This window comes from Candidatus Aenigmatarchaeota archaeon (assembly GCA_016932615.1).
GTDB lineage: Archaea > Aenigmatarchaeota > Aenigmatarchaeia > QMZS01 > QMZS01 > JAFGCN01.
Genome location: JAFGCN010000001.1, coordinates 13324 through 30100, shown reverse-complemented (window position 1 = coordinate 30100; position 16777 = coordinate 13324). Strand labels below are relative to the sequence as shown.

The window sequence follows — 16777 nt, the reverse complement described above, 5'->3', positions numbered from 1 at the left end:
CTTCAAATGCCCTCTAGAGCCCAAAATTCCAGCACCTTTAGCCAATTTAGAGATTGCGGAGTTGGATGCCAAAAGAGGCCTAACTTGTAGCGTTTGCAAGAATGTAGAGCTTTCCGGAATACTTTTGCGCCTCAAGCCCCCGAGGGGCAGTTATCCAAAAGTACATGCTCTGGTTTTCGCCAGACTTAAGGTTTGACATAATATTCTGGTACTCAGAGGAGAGTTTTTTGGAACTGGAGTATTCTGCTTCAGTATTCCAGGTGATATTTCCAACTCCAATGGAGTAAGTAACATTTCCATAACCCGAAATCTTTTCCGGAGTAAGGTTTGTCCCCTTTATCCAGAGATTTTCGACATCATTTGAGTTCACGTGGACCATTACTTTCTGGTTTCCGTTGTTGGGGCTTGGGTTCTGGTCGCCAGAGGTTGCAGGGTTTACGACGCCAAAGTCAACTTCCGTAAAGGAAAGGGAAAGCAGTATGACCTTTACTATTCTTATGGTCGCTGAGCTGGTATGGTTTATTGAATTTGTCGAGTTGAAGCCAGAATCAATCTTCCAGAGCGAGTTGAGGTTTCCGGTAGCATTTATTGTCCAGTTCAGTGTGCAGGAATCACCTTCATTAAGCATTCCGCAGGACACTGGGTTCTGTGCGCTGCCGGAAGTTGAGTTTACCACATAGAATGGCGTGTCCGGGAAGGTTGAGAGGTTTGCGTCCGGGCTTTCGCTGGAGTGGTTATAGCGCACAAATCCCGTAACAATCCCACAGTCCCCCGCCCGGCAGGTGACATTTGCCTTTATGACAAAAGTGCGGTTTTGACCGACAAGGTACCCCCCATCCTCAGTCGCATCTCCTTGACCTTCCACTGATGGGGGAATCATCAGGTAAACCTCCAGATAAGGCGATCCAATTGAAACAGCGTCCGTAGAGTTTAGCGCTTCAAAGCCAAGCGAACTTCCGTTGCAGGTGATATTCCAAGGGTAGTTTCCCGAAACTTCAAAGCTTCGGTTATACTCGTAAAGCATTGATGTAGAGTTGTAGGTCATGTTCTTTACCAAGTCCGAAAACCTGATTTCGCAGTAGGCCTCACCGCCCACTATCGGCTCGCCCGTAGTGGCATTTGTATATCCGGCATAAAAAATCGCCTGATCCCCGGCAAAAACTGTATGCTCTCCGCCTTCAGGGTCTGTAGAGTCGAATATTGTCAGGTTGGAGTTGGCGCCGGCAGAATAATTCGTGAAGTGTGAGACATTGAAAACAAAGGTGTTTGAAGTGTAGGACTCAGGGACGCAGCCGCTGCAAAGCTCTCCCCCAGACAGTACAACTGGTGGAAAGAGGTAAGACAAGCCATATAACGAGAGGGTTGCAGACTTGTTAATCCTTGGTTCGCCCGAGGAATTTACAAAAATATATCCCAATCCGATGGAGACATTGCTCTCCAGGTCTGACCCTCCGCTCAGGTCAACTGTCTCGTTGAAAACAATCTTTCCATAACCCTCCCTTTCAAGAGTAAACAATGCTAGGTCAGAGACATCCTGTCCTGAAATGTCTGTTGTAAGCCCACCAAAAGAGCTCATAACTATAATGCTAAACTCCCTCGTTTCTGAGTTATTCTTCATCCCCCAGGAATTGGTGCAGTTTATGCTCCAATTGTACTTTCCGACCTCCAGCCCATTAACAGTAAAGTTTTGCGTCTCTCCAACATTTATGGAACTATTTGTCTGATTTACCGAACCATTTATGATGAGCTTGCAGCTTGAAACCGCCACCGGGCTTGAGACATTGTAATAGAAGACAACAGTTCCGTCTGTGTCTCCGGAACGGTTGATTGGCTGCTGCAGGTTTATTGTGGGGGGCTCCGGGAAAATTCCCAAAAGGTGTTCACTATCGCTAGCGGTGTAATTCTCGTTCCCCGAGAAGTTTGCTTTTACTTGATAATAGCCCGGCGTATAATCCAAATACGTTATGTTCTGAAGCGGGCTTGGGCCTAGGTCCAAAAGAGAAGCTGCTCCTCCAGTGAAATTTGCCCATAATTCAACAATTTCTCCAGAAACGCTAAGCGCCGCAGTCAGGTTTGCATACTCGTTTCTACTGTAGTTTCTGTCCCCCTCAGTTCCGTTAAGGTAAAGTGACAATTCGGGTGTTGCCTTCTGGACTGTGAATGCCTGGATTGGCATAGTATTGTTGATGTTGTTTGAAGTGTCGTTGGCCCAGAAGTACCAGCCAACTTCCTCAAGGCCGGTAAGCTCGCTTATGGGGATTGTGTAGTAATATTCATCCCCGTTGGATAAAGGCTCATAGTCCTGCCAGGAGCCAGAGAAGTTTGAGCGTAAATAAACTAAAGAAAGCCCAACATTATCCGTCCAGGTCGCGTTGCACTGGACTTCAAGGCCATAATCCGGGTTCCCTGTTGGGGACTGCTGCACATTTGAGTATTGCGGCTTTGCCTCATCTACAGTAATGTTTGATTTGAGTGTCGAGTTTATGTTTCCTGCCTTGTCGTAAGTTGTCACGGTTATGTTTACATTGGCATCCTGGTAAAGAGTCAGGTAGCAGTGCACTGTTCCGGTGCTTGTGTTTAGCGTGCTGTTCAGGGCCTCTCCGGCCGCGCTGACTATCGTGCAGTTTGTGAGGTTTATGTTGGTTTCCGTGACGCTCAGGGTTATGTCCACCTGCCTGCTGGTAACACTTGAGTTTGTTTCGGGGGAGATTATTGAAACCTGAGGGATTTCCCGGTCAAGAGTGACATTTTGTATTGACTTTGAATAAACATTGTAAGCATAGTCGTAGGAAATAAGAGTTAGATTATACCAGTCATCAGCGTAGAATGAAGCATAGAAGTTTACTTCGCCAGTGCTCATATTTGCCGTCGAATTTACAAGTGCCCCTGTCGAGTTATAAATTGACAGGTTTGTCGTGTTCAGGTTCCCTTCAGTTATTGCTGCCACCACCCATATCTGAGTGTCATTTGTGTAGGTATTGTCTGCCGGATATGCGGGGGCTATGCCTGGAGCCAATGCGTCCCTCGTGAAGTTTCCCCTTGACTGGTTGCAGTTTCCTGCCTTGTCGCAGGTCGTCGCATTCCAGACATAGTAGCCGTCGGCGTAGACAGACAGACAGGAGTGCGCCGTCCCGGTGCTTGAGTTTGCCGTGGAGTTTACAATGTGGCCTGTTGAGTTATAGACTGAAAGGTTTGTGAGGTTCAGATTCTCGTCTGAAACCAAATAAGAGAAATCAAGCAGGGTTTGGTTGGTCCAGGTGCTGTTAATGGGGGATATTATTGAAACCTGGGGGGTAGAAGTGTCCCTTGTGAAGTTTCCCCTTGACTGGTTAATGTTGCCCGCCTTGTCATAGCCAGTCACGTTAAAAGTGTAGACTCCATCCTTGTAAACTGCGAGGTATGAGTGGACAGTCCCTGTCGAGGAGTTTGTGGTGGAATTCACAATCGAGCCCGTCGAGTTGTATATTGAGACGTTTGTAAGGTTAATGTTGCTTTCAGAAACCTCGTAAATGAAGTCCAGTTCTGTCAGGTTTGTGTATGTGCTGTTTTGCGGCGAAGATATGGAAACCTGAGGGATTATGCTGTCCAAGGTAAAGTTGTAAAGCCCGGACATCACAACTGTGCTATTCTGGCAGGTCACGTTTCCTGCATAAGGGCCTTCAGACAGCGCGGTTGAGTTCAGCATCAGCGTTGCAGTATTGTTGGATACCGAGCCATTGTAGCCTTTCCTTGTTCCATTCAGCTGCCAGGTGCAGTTGTAATTCAGCGAGCCGCCCTGGACTGTGAAGTTAACCGAAGGATTAGTCTGATTCGTGAAACTGTCATTTGCAGGCGTGTTTATCCTGAGTGATGAGATATACAAAGTATATGTTGCGTAAATGGAATAGAGGTTTGTCGAAGTCGTGACTGCACCAAGGTCCTGTGGAGTGGCATAGCTGTTTGCAGTGTCATATGAGGAGTTTGTCTGGATACCGGTATCATAATAAAACCTTTCATTTGCGCTTGGAATGATCCCAATTAGATAATGGTTTCCGCTTGAAAGAAGGGGCTTCGAGGAATAGTACAGGTTATACCAGATTATTGTGTTGGTGCTGGTGTTTGTGCTGCTTACCCCATTAGGCACTATTGCGTAAGTGCCCAAGTCTGCAGTTATCACTCCCTTAATGCTGGCCGCGTTACGCCCATAAAACCTCAGGTAATCCACGGCAAGGTTTGCAGGCGGTGTTGCGATAAGCCCATAGAAAGCATTCGTGCCAACTGTTGTGTAAGAGCCGCCGGCAGTAGTGTATCCAAAAGTAGGGTCAACTACTACAGGGTAAGCTGCGCTTTCAAGCCAGTCACGGTCACCAGTTACAGTGAGAGTGCTTTCCAAGAAGCTTACTGTGCCAAGATAAGTCTTGTTATTTGCATCTATGAATAGCGGTCTTTTTATGTCAAAGGCTTTTCCAGTTGCATAATTCTTTCCGCCAATGGCGCTATAGTCTCCTTTCTGGCTTCCGTAGCAGGCATAAGTCCCCACAACATCTTCAGGGCGGTGGATTAGAATTTCTCCAGATTCTCCCCAGCAGTCAGTTTCATTGCAGGCAGCGCAGCCAGCCAGAGTGCAGTTTATTTCCTGAACCAAAGGCTGCTGGTAGTAGCACTCAATGCCTTCGAGGATGACTTCATAAGACCAGTTGTCCTGCGCAGGCTTCTTGTCCAGCACCATATTCCACTTGAATGTACCCTCTCCCTCGTCCACTGCATAGAACTGGTTTACAAGGCCAGAAGAATTGAACTCAAACATACTTGTGCCGGAAAGGTTTTTGTGCACCTTGGCGCTAAGCTCTGAGCCAACCCTTAGGACTGCCCTACCCTCACCCTGCCATTTGCTGACCTCAATCTCAGGAGCCTGCCCGGAATACTTCAAAGTGACATTTATGCCTATATCCTTAAGTTTGCTGCTAAAGCGCACTATGCTTCCATTGTCTTGCGCAAAAGGTGTGCGGCTAGCCACTTCAGAGGCGCCTGCAGGCAAGTCCTGAGCTGAAAGGATTTCCTGGGAAAATACCTTTTTAGAGTTTTCTAAGCCCATACTTGTTTCGGAAGTTTCCTGAGACAAAACTTCAGGCGCACTTTTCGGCTCCACACTAGAGTCTTTTGAAATGACAGAAACCGATTCTGCCTTCTCTTCCGAACCCTCCAGCCCTAATACAAAAAAAGTCCGGCTTTCCTTACCGCAAAAGACGGTATAGCTTCCTGATTCTGTTGGAGTAAACTGTATTTTGCTTGGCCCTGTGGCAACCGCCAGGCCCTCGGAGTCATCTATCCCAATCCTTTCCCCAAAGCAAAGAACATCTATGCTTGAGCCGACAACAAAATTTTCATCATGCCCTATTGTCGTCATTACAACCAGATTCTGAGCAGTTTCAGGAAGTTCGCCATGTGAAATTCCAAATCCCATCTGAAATAACAGTGCCGATAAGCCAATCAAAAGCAATACGGCGGATACTCTCAACTCTGCACGCATAACTTATTTAAGGGAAACGCTATATAGCCGAAATATGCCCCAATTCTGAATTAAAAGAGGCATTTAAGAAAAGCCCCTTTACCCGAAGCAAATGAATCCCATTGTCCCCCCGACAATGCCTAATGCAAGCTTCCTGCACGTCAGGCAACATACTTCTTTATGGAAAAGTACGCAAGGGAAAGGTACATGGCTATCAGCACAGTTCCAACGACCGGAAGGGTGCCTGTCGAATAACCCTGCCCTTCCAGAAGAAGAAAAAGGTCGAATTCTCCCCTCTCAAAAAAGTAGACCATGCTGTGCAGAATAAAGCCCTGAGCCAGGAAAAAAATCTTAAGGCACATTTTTCCGCGGACTCTCAAAAAAAGAAAAAAGCAAAGAAGGAGAAAGTTCCCCAATATAAACGTGGAAAGAGACCCGGAAACAAGTATAAGGGGGTAAACTTCCAGCGGAAGAGGGCACTTTATCTCTGTTGATGCCTCAAGCCCGCCCAGAAGGGAAAGCTGGTAGCGGTGAATTGTATAGTCGCATCCGGAATGCCTTATTGCCGCAATATGACCCATTTCATGAACGAAAGGAGAAATTATTAAAAAGACTGCAAGAAACAGAAGAAGCGCAAAAAAGACAGGAGAGCTAATTCCCGGTTCGTCTTGCATCTTCGAAATTAGATTCCAGCTTTTTTATCGTGGTGTAAAGGTCCTGCGTTCCGAAAGAAACATACCCCTTCTCAGAGGCGTCAAGAATCTTCCGGAACTCCTCTGCAAAAAGGACCGAGGCCTTGTCGATATTTCTGTTCGTAAGGTACACCCTGGGCTGGGCGGAAACAAAAACCCCTCCTCCGGCAGCAGCAGAAATATGCCTGCGGTACTCCAGAAAAAAAATCACTCCAAAGAAAAATGCGATTTCGAGTCCCATCAGGAGAAGCCCTTCCATATTTTTCAAGACGGACTTCCGGAGGAAGAACGCCCCATAATTAAGAGTGCCTGAGTATATAACCGTCTGCAGGCTTCAGAGTAAGATAATTGGGCCTGGCAGAAAGCCAAGCCCCAAATAAATCCTAAAATGCAAAAAGACCTAAAGTCCTATTCTTTCAAACAGCCGCTCCAAAAAGGTTTTTGGCGGCTGTATCGGGTAGCCAGCAATGTTGGACGAGACTTCATAGAACGCATGGTTTGCCCTGGCAGCAGGATTATATAGGGCAAGAGGCAACTTTGATGCCTGGCTTTTTTCGATTTCAATATCAAACGGGATTTCTCCAACGACAGGAACCTCACAGATTTTTTCTATTTCGTTGTTTGTAAGTTCATGCCTCATCCCGCGGCGTGAGTTTACGACCACACCAAGGACTTTTTTGTTCAGGACTTCTGCGACCTTTCGCGTCCTGAATATGTCAACAACAGCGCTCGTGTATGGCTGGGTAAGAAACAAAATTTCATCTGAAGCGGCAATCGAGGCAACGCCTTCCCTCCCAAGACCCGGCGCAGAATCCAGAATCAGGTTAGACTCATAGCTCTTAAGGACTCTTTCAAGGGCGGAGATGTCCACTCCATCAAGCTCTTTGAGGTCTAGTGAAGCTGGAACGAGCTTTATTCCTACAGGATGCTCAACAATGGCCTCGCCTAACTTTGCTTGTCCCCTGAGGACATGGTTGAGAGTGACCGGTCCCGAATAAGAGCCGAGATTAATTGTAAGGTGAGGGGTAGTGAGATTACAGTCAACTATGGTGGTATCGCGATTGAATTTGTTGTGAAGCAGGTAGCCGAGATTAAGCGCAAGAGTTGTCTTTCCAACGCCGCCTTTTCCGGAAACAATTGCAAGCTTGCTCATTTTTTGTTCTTGATTTCATTTCTTATTGTTTTTATCGAGGATACGACGCTGGTTCTTGGAGCGCCCCCACCGAGCGGCTGCTGGTAAGGACCCCTTATTCCCCCGGAAGGCGAACCCCTCTTCTTCTTTATTATAAGTATCGCCACAATCACTATGCACAAAACTATCACACCATTCAGGAGCATTGTATTGGAAACCGCCGGAAATGAGAACATTCCCGACAGGCCAGAAAGCCCGGAATTTTCCTGAGAGGCGATGCCAAGCGACTTTTGAAGCTCTATTATGAAAGTTCCTGAAACGCTCACCTCCTGCCCGCTTTCCGACTGGCCTCTTGCCTCAACGCCAACCGAGGTGTACTGGAGGCATTTTTCCCCACACTCCTCAGAACTCATATTTAGGTTAAGCTTAAGCACCTTGGTTTCGCCTGGGGAAAGCCGATTGATATTGTCCGGCACAAGCGCGTAAGTTTTAGTTGAAATTCCGTCAAGCCGGAGGTAAATGTTTGTAATCTCAACCTGCCCGTCATTTACAACCGATATCTCTACAGTTCTCGGCTCATCAAGGGCAAGTGAAATCTGGTCTTCAGGCAAAACCATTGCAAGACCTTCCTTTTTTACAGTCTTTAGCACGACCTTGTCGCTGCAGCCAACATAAGGGCTTTTTTCTGCAATAACCTGGACATCAAAAAGCCCTTCTTTGTAGGGAAGTGTCACATAGCCAAGAAACGAGCCATCGTTGACAGTCCCAACAGTTGTCTGGTACCCATCTGCCTTCAGAGTAATATTTACGCCGGAAATCTCTTTTCCGTCAGAGTCCAGAATCTGGCCTTCAATGGGAACCACTCCGCCAAGCCCGGTTTCCTTTGTGGCAGAGCCCACAGTATTGAAGTGAAGGAATTTTTTCTCGCCCAGTAAAAGCGCTGAAGCCCGTTCAGTGTCAAGCTCAACAATATCAGCAACTGAATTCAGGACGGTTCCCTCAACCACAGTCCAGTTTCCATTGCATTTTCTTGTCCCGAAGTTCCAGTTCAGGCAACGGTAAACCTCAAGGTTCTCCTCATTGTAAACATTGACATTGTTATAAGGAATCTTAAGGTTCATTGTCTCGAAGTCAAATCCAAGCTCAAGGACAACCACTCTTACGGTATGCACTCCTGCAAGAAGGTCTGCCTGCTCGAAGGAATCGAAATTTATGTTCTTTGTTGATTCAAGAAGCGCATTTTCAAAGCTTGCATTCGTCACCTCCGCGATAAGGGCTCCGCCCTGAAGGTCCATCGAAATGTCATAGGTTCCCCTCAGTATTTCAATTACATAATCTCCGGAAAACTCCTTTGTAACGACCCGTTTTGTGTCCTTGTTTATGAAGGTCATCTTCGCCCTCACCGCGCTGTTTTCCGCATTTCTTATGGTGCCCTGCAAAAAGTAGGAGCATGATAGAGGCAGGAATTTTGGCGCGCTTCCAAGCTGGTTATCCACTACAGAAACCTTGAGTGTGTAGTCTCCGGGAGTGACTTTTTCGTCGGTCATGAGCTTGAGAATGCACCGCTTCGTGTTCTCGTTGCAGTCAACCCTGGTTATCGACGGGTAATCCGAAAGCGCCCCGTCACTTGCCCGGTAAATTCCAACCAGGAAATTTCCAGTGGCGTATTCCGAAACCGACTTAGGGCCGTTTGTTGTCACAAGAACAGAAATCTCAAAAGGGCAATACTCGTTCGCCCTGCAGGAAACCGACTCGGTTTCAATCTCGACATCTATCGGAGAAAGTATCTCGATGCTTCTGCTTATGTTTACTGAATAGCCCTCGTAATTAGTTATCACATCAAGCGTCCTTTTCCCCTCAGGAACGTCATAAGGCACGGCTACAGAAATTTCCACGTAGTCCCCTCCAATGCTTTCAAGGTAGTCTGGCACTGAGCTAAGGTATGTGTGTGAAGCGTCTCTGAGACGGATGGTGATGTTGTTTTTATCGGCAATTATATTCCCATCGAGCCGATAAATAAGGGGCACTTTTGCCTCAAAACCGATTTCGGCCTCAATAGTGTCAGAGTTCTGGAAGAAAAATTCCATCTTGTGTACAGAGAAACTCTTGGAGATTGCGGAAGTCTGGTTTCCAACCGAGCAGCTGGCTTCAATCGTATATCTACCATAACCCCAAAGGTTTTTCAGGGTAAAGTCTGTTGTTGCGTCACCCGTAAATGTCCTTCGAAGGTAAGCGCTTCCAATCGGGTAAAGTGTAAGCGCCAGGTCCCCGGAAGTGCCATTAGCACTCCTACAGGTGGAAACTGCATGCAGCACAGGCCCGCTGTTTTTTTCGTACGTGCTTTGCCCGGAATATTCCCTTATCCAAACCCCGCTGTCTGTAACCACCTGCCCGTCAATTGTAATTGTGAGGTCTGAAATTATATCCTCGGCAGCGAATGCTGGCACAATCACTGCCGCCATCACCAAAAGAAACGCCCCTGCCAAAACCAATCTGCGATTCATCTTTCAAGCAAGTTCCTCAAGAAGTTATACTTGGGCCCGGAGTAGGGCTTGCCTAAAAGCCGGCAGGCGATAAGCCGCGTGTCTATTGCCGCTTTCGAATAAGGATACCTGAATACATATGGGAGGGACTCAAAGTTAGACCTTTTCACCTTCTTGTCCTCAGCGATAGTTCCAAGAATGTGGCTCTCGGACATCGACTGTATTTCGGCGGGAGTAAGCTCAAACCACTCCCCGGAAACCCTGTTGACCACCATCCCTAAAAATGGCTTTCTAAGCTGCTTTGCAAGCTCTACTGTCTTTACCGCGTCTGTTATGGATGTGACTTCCGGTGTGGTGAGGACAATTATCTCATCGCAAAGCTCCATAAGCTGCTCGACATTTCTTGCAATACCAGGCGGAAAATCCATGATAAAGGTCTCGTTGAGTGGGGACAGGCGTGTGCGAAGGTCATGCATCTCGACATTTGCCTTTTGAATGGAAAGGGCTGCAGGGAGTATTCTAAGCCCGGAATGGTGAATCCTTATCGCGTGCATTGGGTTTAGCTTTTCGGTAACCAAGTCCTGGACAGTTATGGTATTATGCTGCAGGCCAAGCTGAACGGACAGGTTTGCGTTTGAAATGTCCCCATCGACAAGAATATTCTGGTATCCCATCTCGTACAGGGCTGCGCTGAGGTTTATGGAAAAAGTGGTTTTTCCTACCCCACCCTTGCCAGAAGAAACGCCTATAATCTTAGTCCCCGTACCATAGACCATAACTATATACCGAGGTATTATAATATTTATTGAATATTTTTGGTTTTCCTGGCGTTTTTGAGATTTTCAGTTATTTTTTGCCCTTCCTGGGGGTTTCCTCTTTTTCCTTCTCCTTGCCGTCGGGCCTTTTTGGAAGCTTAAAAAAGGAGAGGTTAAAGGCAATGGAGATTATGAGAGCGAGAGCAAGCAAAAATATCAGGGTTGATGTGTGGTTTTTACCCCTTTCAAGCTGGACGTTCACCTCCCGGTAGCCCTCATCGGAAACCACCGCAAAGGTGACATTTCGCGGCATCCATACCGCTGGCTTATAGCCCAATACCGCTTCCTTGTGTGTTCCCGCTGAAATCTCACCTACCTTTGCGGGCTCGAATATCCAGGTCTTGGGATGGCTTAGGGGGATTATCCGCACGCCCGTCAGGTCTATTTTCGGGTCAAGTGAAAAGAAGACCTCATCCTCATCTGAACTTGCGGAAATTTTCAGGTCGCCTGAAGAAAGAAGTTGGTTTGCAGGCGAGTAAGTGAAATTAAACCTTGAGACCCTGAGAAACTCGTTACAGTACTGCATGTAGATTTCGGCCCGGTACCTTCCTCTCTCCTTCGGAAAGTAATATGCCTCAAAAAGACCGCTGTCACCGGGAGCAAGTGGAATTTCCCTGCTCCACACTGAATTCACCCTGCCTTCCGGGTCGGTTATGTCCACCCTAAGCCGGGCATTGCAATCGAGAGAGCCAATGTTTTCCCAGTCAAAGCTGAAATATGCTGCAGTCGTGTTGTTAAATTCAAGAAAAGAGCTCCTTCCATTCAGGGCATCCATTATTTCGATATCCACCGACATTGCGCTGGCTGGAACAGAAAAAGCAAATGCAAGAAAAACAAACAAAACAAGGGGCTTTATTTCCATAGTGAAAGTGGGGCTAGAATCGCATACTTGGGCGTCCTGACAACCATAGTCAAAACTCCGCTATATTCTCCTTTCTCGGTAGCGTTGAACTCGATGAAGACTTTTCTCGTCTCGCCTCCTGAAAGAACAATCGAACTTTCCGAAACGGAAACCATGGGTGCAATATTTCCAGACCTGGATATTATGACCTTGGCAGGCACCTTTTCGAAGTTCCTTATGTCAAGCTCCTTTTGTACGCTCATATTCACCGAAACAACCCCAAAATCAAGCTGGTCAGCGTCATTCGAAACGCCAATCAGGATTTTGCTGTCGTTAAGCCGAAGCTCAGTCACGTTTGCCTTGAGCGGATATGTTGTCTCCTGGACTTTGGCGCTTGCGCCCAAAACCAGGACTGCTATCAAAAGAACGACGGCCGCCGCGCCAATAACCGGGTTTATGCCTAGCTTACTCTTGCTTTTAGTGCTTTTCATATTAGTACTTCCAATAAATTATTAATATTATCAGAAGTATTACCAGCAGTATCAGCCACCACGGAATCTGGAACTTGGGGCTCTCTGGAACAGGCATTGATGGCTGGATAGGTATTTCAATTGAAACGGTTTTTGTCGCAAAGCCAGTAATGTAGTTCGTCTTGACCTCTGCCTGGTAAACACCGCTTGCGTTCCTGTTGCTCCAATATACAGGCAGAATCTTTGTTTCCCCAGGCGGCACATAAACAAGCCCGGACTCAAGATTTGCAACAGTGTTTCCGTAATCATCATATATGTTAAGCGACTCGACCCAGACTGAAAGAGTATCTTTTCCGGTATTCTTGAACAAAACGTCGACCCTTGCCCGGCTTTCATCAACCCTGTCGCCGTACATTGTCTTTACCTCACCGCTTCTCTCGGCAGGGCCTCGCACCTTGAAAATGAAAACATAGCGGGTTATGCCAAGCGTCGAAACTCCCGTTCCCCCTCCGGTTGTCACGACCTTAGGGGCAAGAGAAACAGAGCCCACATGATAACCCGGCTCCGCGTTCTTGGGAATGCTTAGCTTGAATACGACTTCCGCATTTGCCTTTACGACTTCGCCTCCCTGAAGAGTTGCTATGATGCTTTTGCGGGGCGAAACAAGAACCGGGTTTTGCTGGAAGGCAATCCAGCCCGTAATGTCCTGCTGGGAGGCCTCGTAAGCTGAAATATACCTCAACTTCCCGGGGTAATAAAGCTCCAGGTGCGGCCTCATATAAGAAAGTGTAGTAAGAATATCACCCTGGGCATTTGTGAGAAGATAAAACTTGACGTAAGTATTTTCCCCGGGGCTAAACTCTCCCACATACTGCACTCCTGGCGCGGTCCCTATCGAAAAAGCGCTTACCGGACACAGAACCAGTAACGCCAGGAGGGAAAGGGTAGCTAAATACCTCATAAATTTCGAGGCAAAAATAATAAGATAGCCAAAATGCAGCCAAAAATCAAGGCAGGATTACTTCCTAAGCCCAATCTTCCAGAAAAGCCGGCCAAAAACAGTCCTTGGCTTCCTGTAAGGTATGCCTGTAAGCTCGGAGCAGATCTTGTAGAATGACTCGTTTGCCTTTGAAGTGTGCTTGTAAACGTCCAGAGGAAGCCGGGCAGAAACGCTTTTTTCTATGTCAAGGTCATAGGGGATTTCCGTAAGAACGGGCGTTTCCGTAATTGCCTCGATTTCTTCCCGGGTCATTTCATGCTTTAAGCCCTTCCTGCAGTTTACGACAACACCCAGCACTTTCTTGTCCAGCATCTCTGCCACCTTGCTGCACCTTCGTATGTCTTCAACGGCCGACCTGTGAGGGTGGGTGACGAAAAGTATCTCGTCTGCTGCCTGAATAGAGGCAAGACCCTCCCGCCCTATTCCGGGTGCTGAGTCCAGAATCAGGTTAGTGCTGGCATTTTGTATCGCAGAGCGAAGAAGGTTTATATCAACCCCCTCAAGGTCCTTTATGTCGTTTGACGCCGGCAGGACTTTGAGCCCAACCGGGTGCTCGACAATTGCCTCCTCAAGCGGAGTGTGCCCTGTAAGAACCCTGTTCAGTGTCCGGTTGTTGTCGTAGTAGCCAAGGGAAACACTCAAATGCGGGGTGGTGAGATTGCAATCGACAACTGCCGAGTCAACGTTGTACTTGTTGTGCAAAAGGTATGCCAAGTTCATTGCTAAAGTGGTCTTTCCTATGCCTCCCTTTCCCGAAACAATCGCAAGTTTTTTCATACTAGTGGGTTGTCCTTCACTGAAAGTTACAACTCCAGCGAATACATAATATTGCTTCGCAGATATATTTATGGTTTTATTAGAGCGCAAAAGATAACCTTGAAGTCATAAATGCCCCGTTCCTTATTCTTCATTTCCCAATGATTCTGCCTGAAGGCCAGAAAACCAAAAATGCGGTGGCTAGGGGGCTATTCTCTCAATAGTTTCCTATTTTTCAGACTCTTGACTATCTTGAAAAGATAAAATCTGGGGTGTGCAGAATATTTTATTTAAGATATACAAAATCCTAATATAGATATTATGCGCATTTTAATGTTCGGTTGGGAGTTCCCTCCCCACACTGTAGGCGGACTTGGAAATGTGACTTATAACCTTACAAATTCCCTTGTAGAGCTTGGAACCAAGATTACCCTGTTTCTCCCCGTAAAGGGCAAATGTGAAAACCCCGAGAAAATGAAGATTGTAACGGCCAGCGTTTCCGTAAACTGCATAGAAACGGTCCTTAAGCCCTATATGAACGAAAAGACCTACCTTCAGGAGCTTAAGAGCGAATACGCCCAGATTTACGGCGAAAGTAATCCCGGAAAAAAGCCGTTTGTGATAAACCAGATGCCCTTAAAAGAGGGCAGGACGCAGCTCTATGGGGGCAACCTGTTCGAGGAGCTTGACCTTTTCGCCCAAAAGTGCGTGCCGCTTATCGAAAAAGAGGACTTTGACGTCATACACTGCCATGACTGGCTTACCTTCAAAGCTGGGCTTCTTGCAAAGAAACTGACCGGAAAGCCCCTGGTCCTGCATGTGCACACTACCGAGCTTGACAGAAGCTGCGGCGGGCGAAACCAAAGGGCGTACGACATAGAAAAGGAGTGCTTTGAGAGCGCTGACAAAATTATCGCGGTTTCAAATTACACTAAAAGAAAAATCGCCGAAGGATACGGCATAGACCCCCAAAAAATCGAGGTTGTCCACAACGCCATAAACTTTAACGGAAAGCGCCAGGAAAAGGACATTAAGAAAAAAAAGATTGTCCTTTACTTCGGGCGGCTCAGCCTGCACAAGGGCCCGGATTACTTCATAAGGGCCGCAAAAACCGTCCTGGAGTACGAGCCAGACACCCTTTTCGTCGTGGCTGGCGGGGGCGAGATGCTCCCAGAGCTTGTAAGCCTTGCCTGTTGCCTTGGGCTTGGAAGCAACATACTTTTCACAGGGAAACTGACGGATGAGGAAGTCGAAAAAATCTACAGGGCTGCAGACGTGTACGTCATGCCTTCCATCTCAGAGCCATTTGGCATTACCGCCCTTGAAGCAGCTTCTCACGGAACTCCTGTTATCATCTCAAAGAACTCCGGGGCAAGAGAAACGCTCAGGCACTGCCTTGAAGTGGATTTCTGGGACACTGAAGAGATGGCAAACAAAATCATTTCCGTACTGAAGTATCCTCAGTTAAGGCACGAAATGACGTCCAACGCTTACAAAGAGCTTGACAGGATATCCTGGAGAAACCAGGCCGAGGAAGTCCTTAAAATATATGGCAAGCTTGCCGGCAAAGAGTAAAACTAAATCAAGGCAGGAGACCTGGAGTATTATAATTGTATTATATTGTTATGGTTTCTGTCTGCATGTACCTTCACGTGCACCAGCCGATGCGGCTTGGAAAATACAGGGTCTTTGATGTAGGGAGGCATTCGGACTACTTCGACAAAGAGAAGAATAAGGAGATTCTCGAAAGAGTCATACAGAAGAGCTATGCGCCCACAAACCAGCACCTCCTTGACCTTATACACAGGACTGACGGAAAGTTCAAGGTAAGCTTCTCCATTACCGGCATTCTCCTAAAGCAGCTTGAGGAATACCCCCATATAATTGAAAGCTTCAAAAAGCTTGTCGACACCGGCTGCTGCAACATTGTCGGGGAAACATATTTCCACTCGCTTGCTTATGTATTCTCAAGAGAAGAATTCAAAGAGCAGGTCAGGATGCAGGAAAAGACCCTAAAGGAGGTTTTTGGTGTTAGGCCCAAGATATTTAGAAACACCGAGCTGGTCTACCAGAACGACGTGGGAAAAATCGCAGAGGAGATGGGCTACAAGGCGGTTCTCGCTGAGGGATGGGACAAGGTTCTCGAGTGGAGAAGTCCCTGCTTTGTTTACCAGGGAAAAGGGAGCGGCATAAAGCTTCTCTTGAAGAATTACCGGCTTAGCGATGATATTGCATTTAGGTTTTCAAACCGGGGCTGGAAGGGCTGGCCACTTACTGCAGACAAGTTCGCCAACTGGGTGGGCCATCACAACGGCAATGGAAACCTCATCAACCTTTTCATGGACTACGAGACCTTTGGCGAGCACCAGTGGAAAGAAACCGGCATATTCGACTTCCTTAGCCACCTTCCGCATGAAATCCTGAAAAGAGGGGACGATTTTGTCCTTCCAACCGAAGCCATAAAGAGGTACCCTGTGGTTTCCGAAATCGATTTTCCACACATGGTTTCCTGGGCGGACACGGAAAGGGACCTTAGCGCCTGGATAGGCAATGGGATGCAGGATGCGGCCCTAAAGGAAATATACGCCATAGAGCAGGAAATAAAGCGGCATGGGACGCCTGAAATGCTGGAAAAGTGGAGGATGCTCCAGGTGTCAGACCACTTTTACTATATGTGCACAAAGTGGTTTTCAGACGGAGACGTCCACAAGTACTTCAATCCATACGATAACCCCTATGAGGCCTTTGTGGTATTTATGAATGCCCTGGCTGACCTGCGCCACCAGCTAAATTATATTAAAAAAGAAAAGACTAATTTTATGAGCAAACACCTTTTAAACGAGGTACCTGCCGGCAAAGAATTCTACTGCAAAGATGGAAAAGTTTTCAGGAAGGTGGAAGAGCTTGCCAAAGCCATCAGAAAGCTCGACACAACCACTTACAAGGCCCATGTAGATACCACTAAAAACGACTTTGCAAACTGGCTCGAGCACGTTGTGGGCGATGCTGTTTTGGCAAACAAAATCAGGAGGGCCCAAAACCAGACTACGATGGCAAGAATAGTCAATTCCAGGGTTGCAGAACTATCTTTAATGTGATT

12 protein-coding genes are annotated in these 16777 nt (G+C 47.1%); 2 read left to right on the top strand and 10 right to left on the bottom strand.

Features of this window, described 5'->3' with window-relative positions; translation table 11 throughout:
* Positions 1-79: 79 nt before the first annotated feature.
* The 10 genes from JW727_00130 to JW727_00085 form a co-directional block, all read right to left on the bottom strand.
* Complete coding sequence (locus tag JW727_00130) at positions 80-5443, bottom strand: hypothetical protein (protein MBN2094431.1); 5364 nt, start codon at positions 5441-5443, stop codon at positions 80-82.
* Between the two features lie 206 nt (positions 5444-5649).
* On the bottom strand, positions 5650-6162 hold the full coding sequence (locus JW727_00125; GenBank protein MBN2094430.1) for a hypothetical protein: 513 nt from the start codon (positions 6160-6162) through the stop codon (positions 5650-5652).
* Positions 6140-6439: a hypothetical protein gene (locus tag JW727_00120; protein ID MBN2094429.1), complete on the bottom strand. Its 300-nt coding sequence runs from the start codon at positions 6437-6439 to the stop codon at positions 6140-6142. Before JW727_00120 ends, JW727_00125 begins: the two co-directional genes overlap by 23 nt.
* 141 nt (positions 6440-6580) lie before the next feature.
* Positions 6581-7333: a P-loop NTPase gene (locus JW727_00115; GenBank protein ID MBN2094428.1), complete on the bottom strand. Its 753-nt coding sequence runs from the start codon at positions 7331-7333 to the stop codon at positions 6581-6583.
* Positions 7330-9816 (bottom strand): hypothetical protein, encoded by a 2487-nt coding sequence (locus JW727_00110; GenBank protein MBN2094427.1) that lies wholly within the window; start codon positions 9814-9816, stop codon positions 7330-7332. The genes JW727_00115 and JW727_00110 overlap by 4 nt, the downstream gene beginning before the upstream one ends.
* Positions 9813-10571, bottom strand: a complete 759-nt coding sequence (locus JW727_00105; protein ID MBN2094426.1) for a P-loop NTPase — start codon at positions 10569-10571, stop codon at positions 9813-9815. The genes JW727_00110 and JW727_00105 overlap by 4 nt, the downstream gene beginning before the upstream one ends.
* A gap of 70 nt (positions 10572-10641) precedes the next feature.
* Complete coding sequence (locus tag JW727_00100; GenBank protein ID MBN2094425.1) at positions 10642-11472, bottom strand: hypothetical protein; 831 nt, start codon at positions 11470-11472, stop codon at positions 10642-10644.
* Positions 11463-11942 carry a hypothetical protein gene (locus tag JW727_00095; GenBank protein ID MBN2094424.1) on the bottom strand — a complete coding sequence of 160 codons (480 nt, stop codon included), beginning with the start codon at positions 11940-11942 and terminating at the stop codon, positions 11463-11465. The genes JW727_00100 and JW727_00095 overlap by 10 nt, the downstream gene beginning before the upstream one ends.
* A 1-nt stretch (position 11943) precedes the next feature.
* On the bottom strand, positions 11944-12882 hold the full coding sequence (locus JW727_00090; protein MBN2094423.1) for a hypothetical protein: 939 nt from the start codon (positions 12880-12882) through the stop codon (positions 11944-11946).
* A 57-nt stretch (positions 12883-12939) separates the two neighbouring features.
* Entirely contained in the window at positions 12940-13698 is a 759-nt protein-coding gene (locus JW727_00085; GenBank protein ID MBN2094422.1) for a P-loop NTPase, read from the bottom strand.
* A 300-nt stretch (positions 13699-13998) separates the two neighbouring features.
* On the opposite strand from JW727_00085, the gene JW727_00080 reads away from it, so the two are divergent.
* Together JW727_00080 and JW727_00075 are read left to right on the top strand one after the other, a co-directional pair.
* Positions 13999-15252: a glycosyltransferase family 4 protein gene (locus tag JW727_00080; protein MBN2094421.1), complete on the top strand. Its 1254-nt coding sequence runs from the start codon at positions 13999-14001 to the stop codon at positions 15250-15252.
* A gap of 50 nt (positions 15253-15302) precedes the next feature.
* Positions 15303-16775: a glycoside hydrolase family 57 protein gene (locus JW727_00075; GenBank protein ID MBN2094420.1), complete on the top strand. Its 1473-nt coding sequence runs from the start codon at positions 15303-15305 to the stop codon at positions 16773-16775.
* The last annotated feature ends 2 nt before the right edge of the window (positions 16776-16777 follow it).

Excerpts from the sequence above, each read along its gene's own strand:
- JW727_00130 (MBN2094431.1), bottom strand. The coding sequence starts at position 5,443 with ATGGGATTTGGAATTTCACATGGCGAACTTCCTGAAACTGCTCAGAAT.
- JW727_00125 (MBN2094430.1), bottom strand. The coding sequence starts at position 6,162 with ATGCAAGACGAACCGGGAATTAGCTCTCCTGTCTTTTTTGCGCTTCTT.
- JW727_00120 (MBN2094429.1), bottom strand. The coding sequence starts at position 6,439 with ATGGAAGGGCTTCTCCTGATGGGACTCGAAATCGCATTTTTCTTTGGA.
- JW727_00115 (MBN2094428.1), bottom strand. The coding sequence starts at position 7,333 with ATGAGCAAGCTTGCAATTGTTTCCGGAAAAGGCGGCGTTGGAAAGACA.
- JW727_00110 (MBN2094427.1), bottom strand. The coding sequence starts at position 9,816 with ATGAATCGCAGATTGGTTTTGGCAGGGGCGTTTCTTTTGGTGATGGCG.
- JW727_00105 (MBN2094426.1), bottom strand. The coding sequence starts at position 10,571 with ATGGTCTATGGTACGGGGACTAAGATTATAGGCGTTTCTTCTGGCAAG.
- JW727_00100 (MBN2094425.1), bottom strand. The coding sequence starts at position 11,472 with ATGGAAATAAAGCCCCTTGTTTTGTTTGTTTTTCTTGCATTTGCTTTT.
- JW727_00095 (MBN2094424.1), bottom strand. The coding sequence starts at position 11,942 with ATGAAAAGCACTAAAAGCAAGAGTAAGCTAGGCATAAACCCGGTTATT.
- JW727_00090 (MBN2094423.1), bottom strand. The coding sequence starts at position 12,882 with ATGAGGTATTTAGCTACCCTTTCCCTCCTGGCGTTACTGGTTCTGTGT.
- JW727_00085 (MBN2094422.1), bottom strand. The coding sequence starts at position 13,698 with ATGAAAAAACTTGCGATTGTTTCGGGAAAGGGAGGCATAGGAAAGACC.
- JW727_00080 (MBN2094421.1), top strand. The coding sequence starts at position 13,999 with ATGCGCATTTTAATGTTCGGTTGGGAGTTCCCTCCCCACACTGTAGGC.
- JW727_00075 (MBN2094420.1), top strand. The coding sequence starts at position 15,303 with ATGGTTTCTGTCTGCATGTACCTTCACGTGCACCAGCCGATGCGGCTT.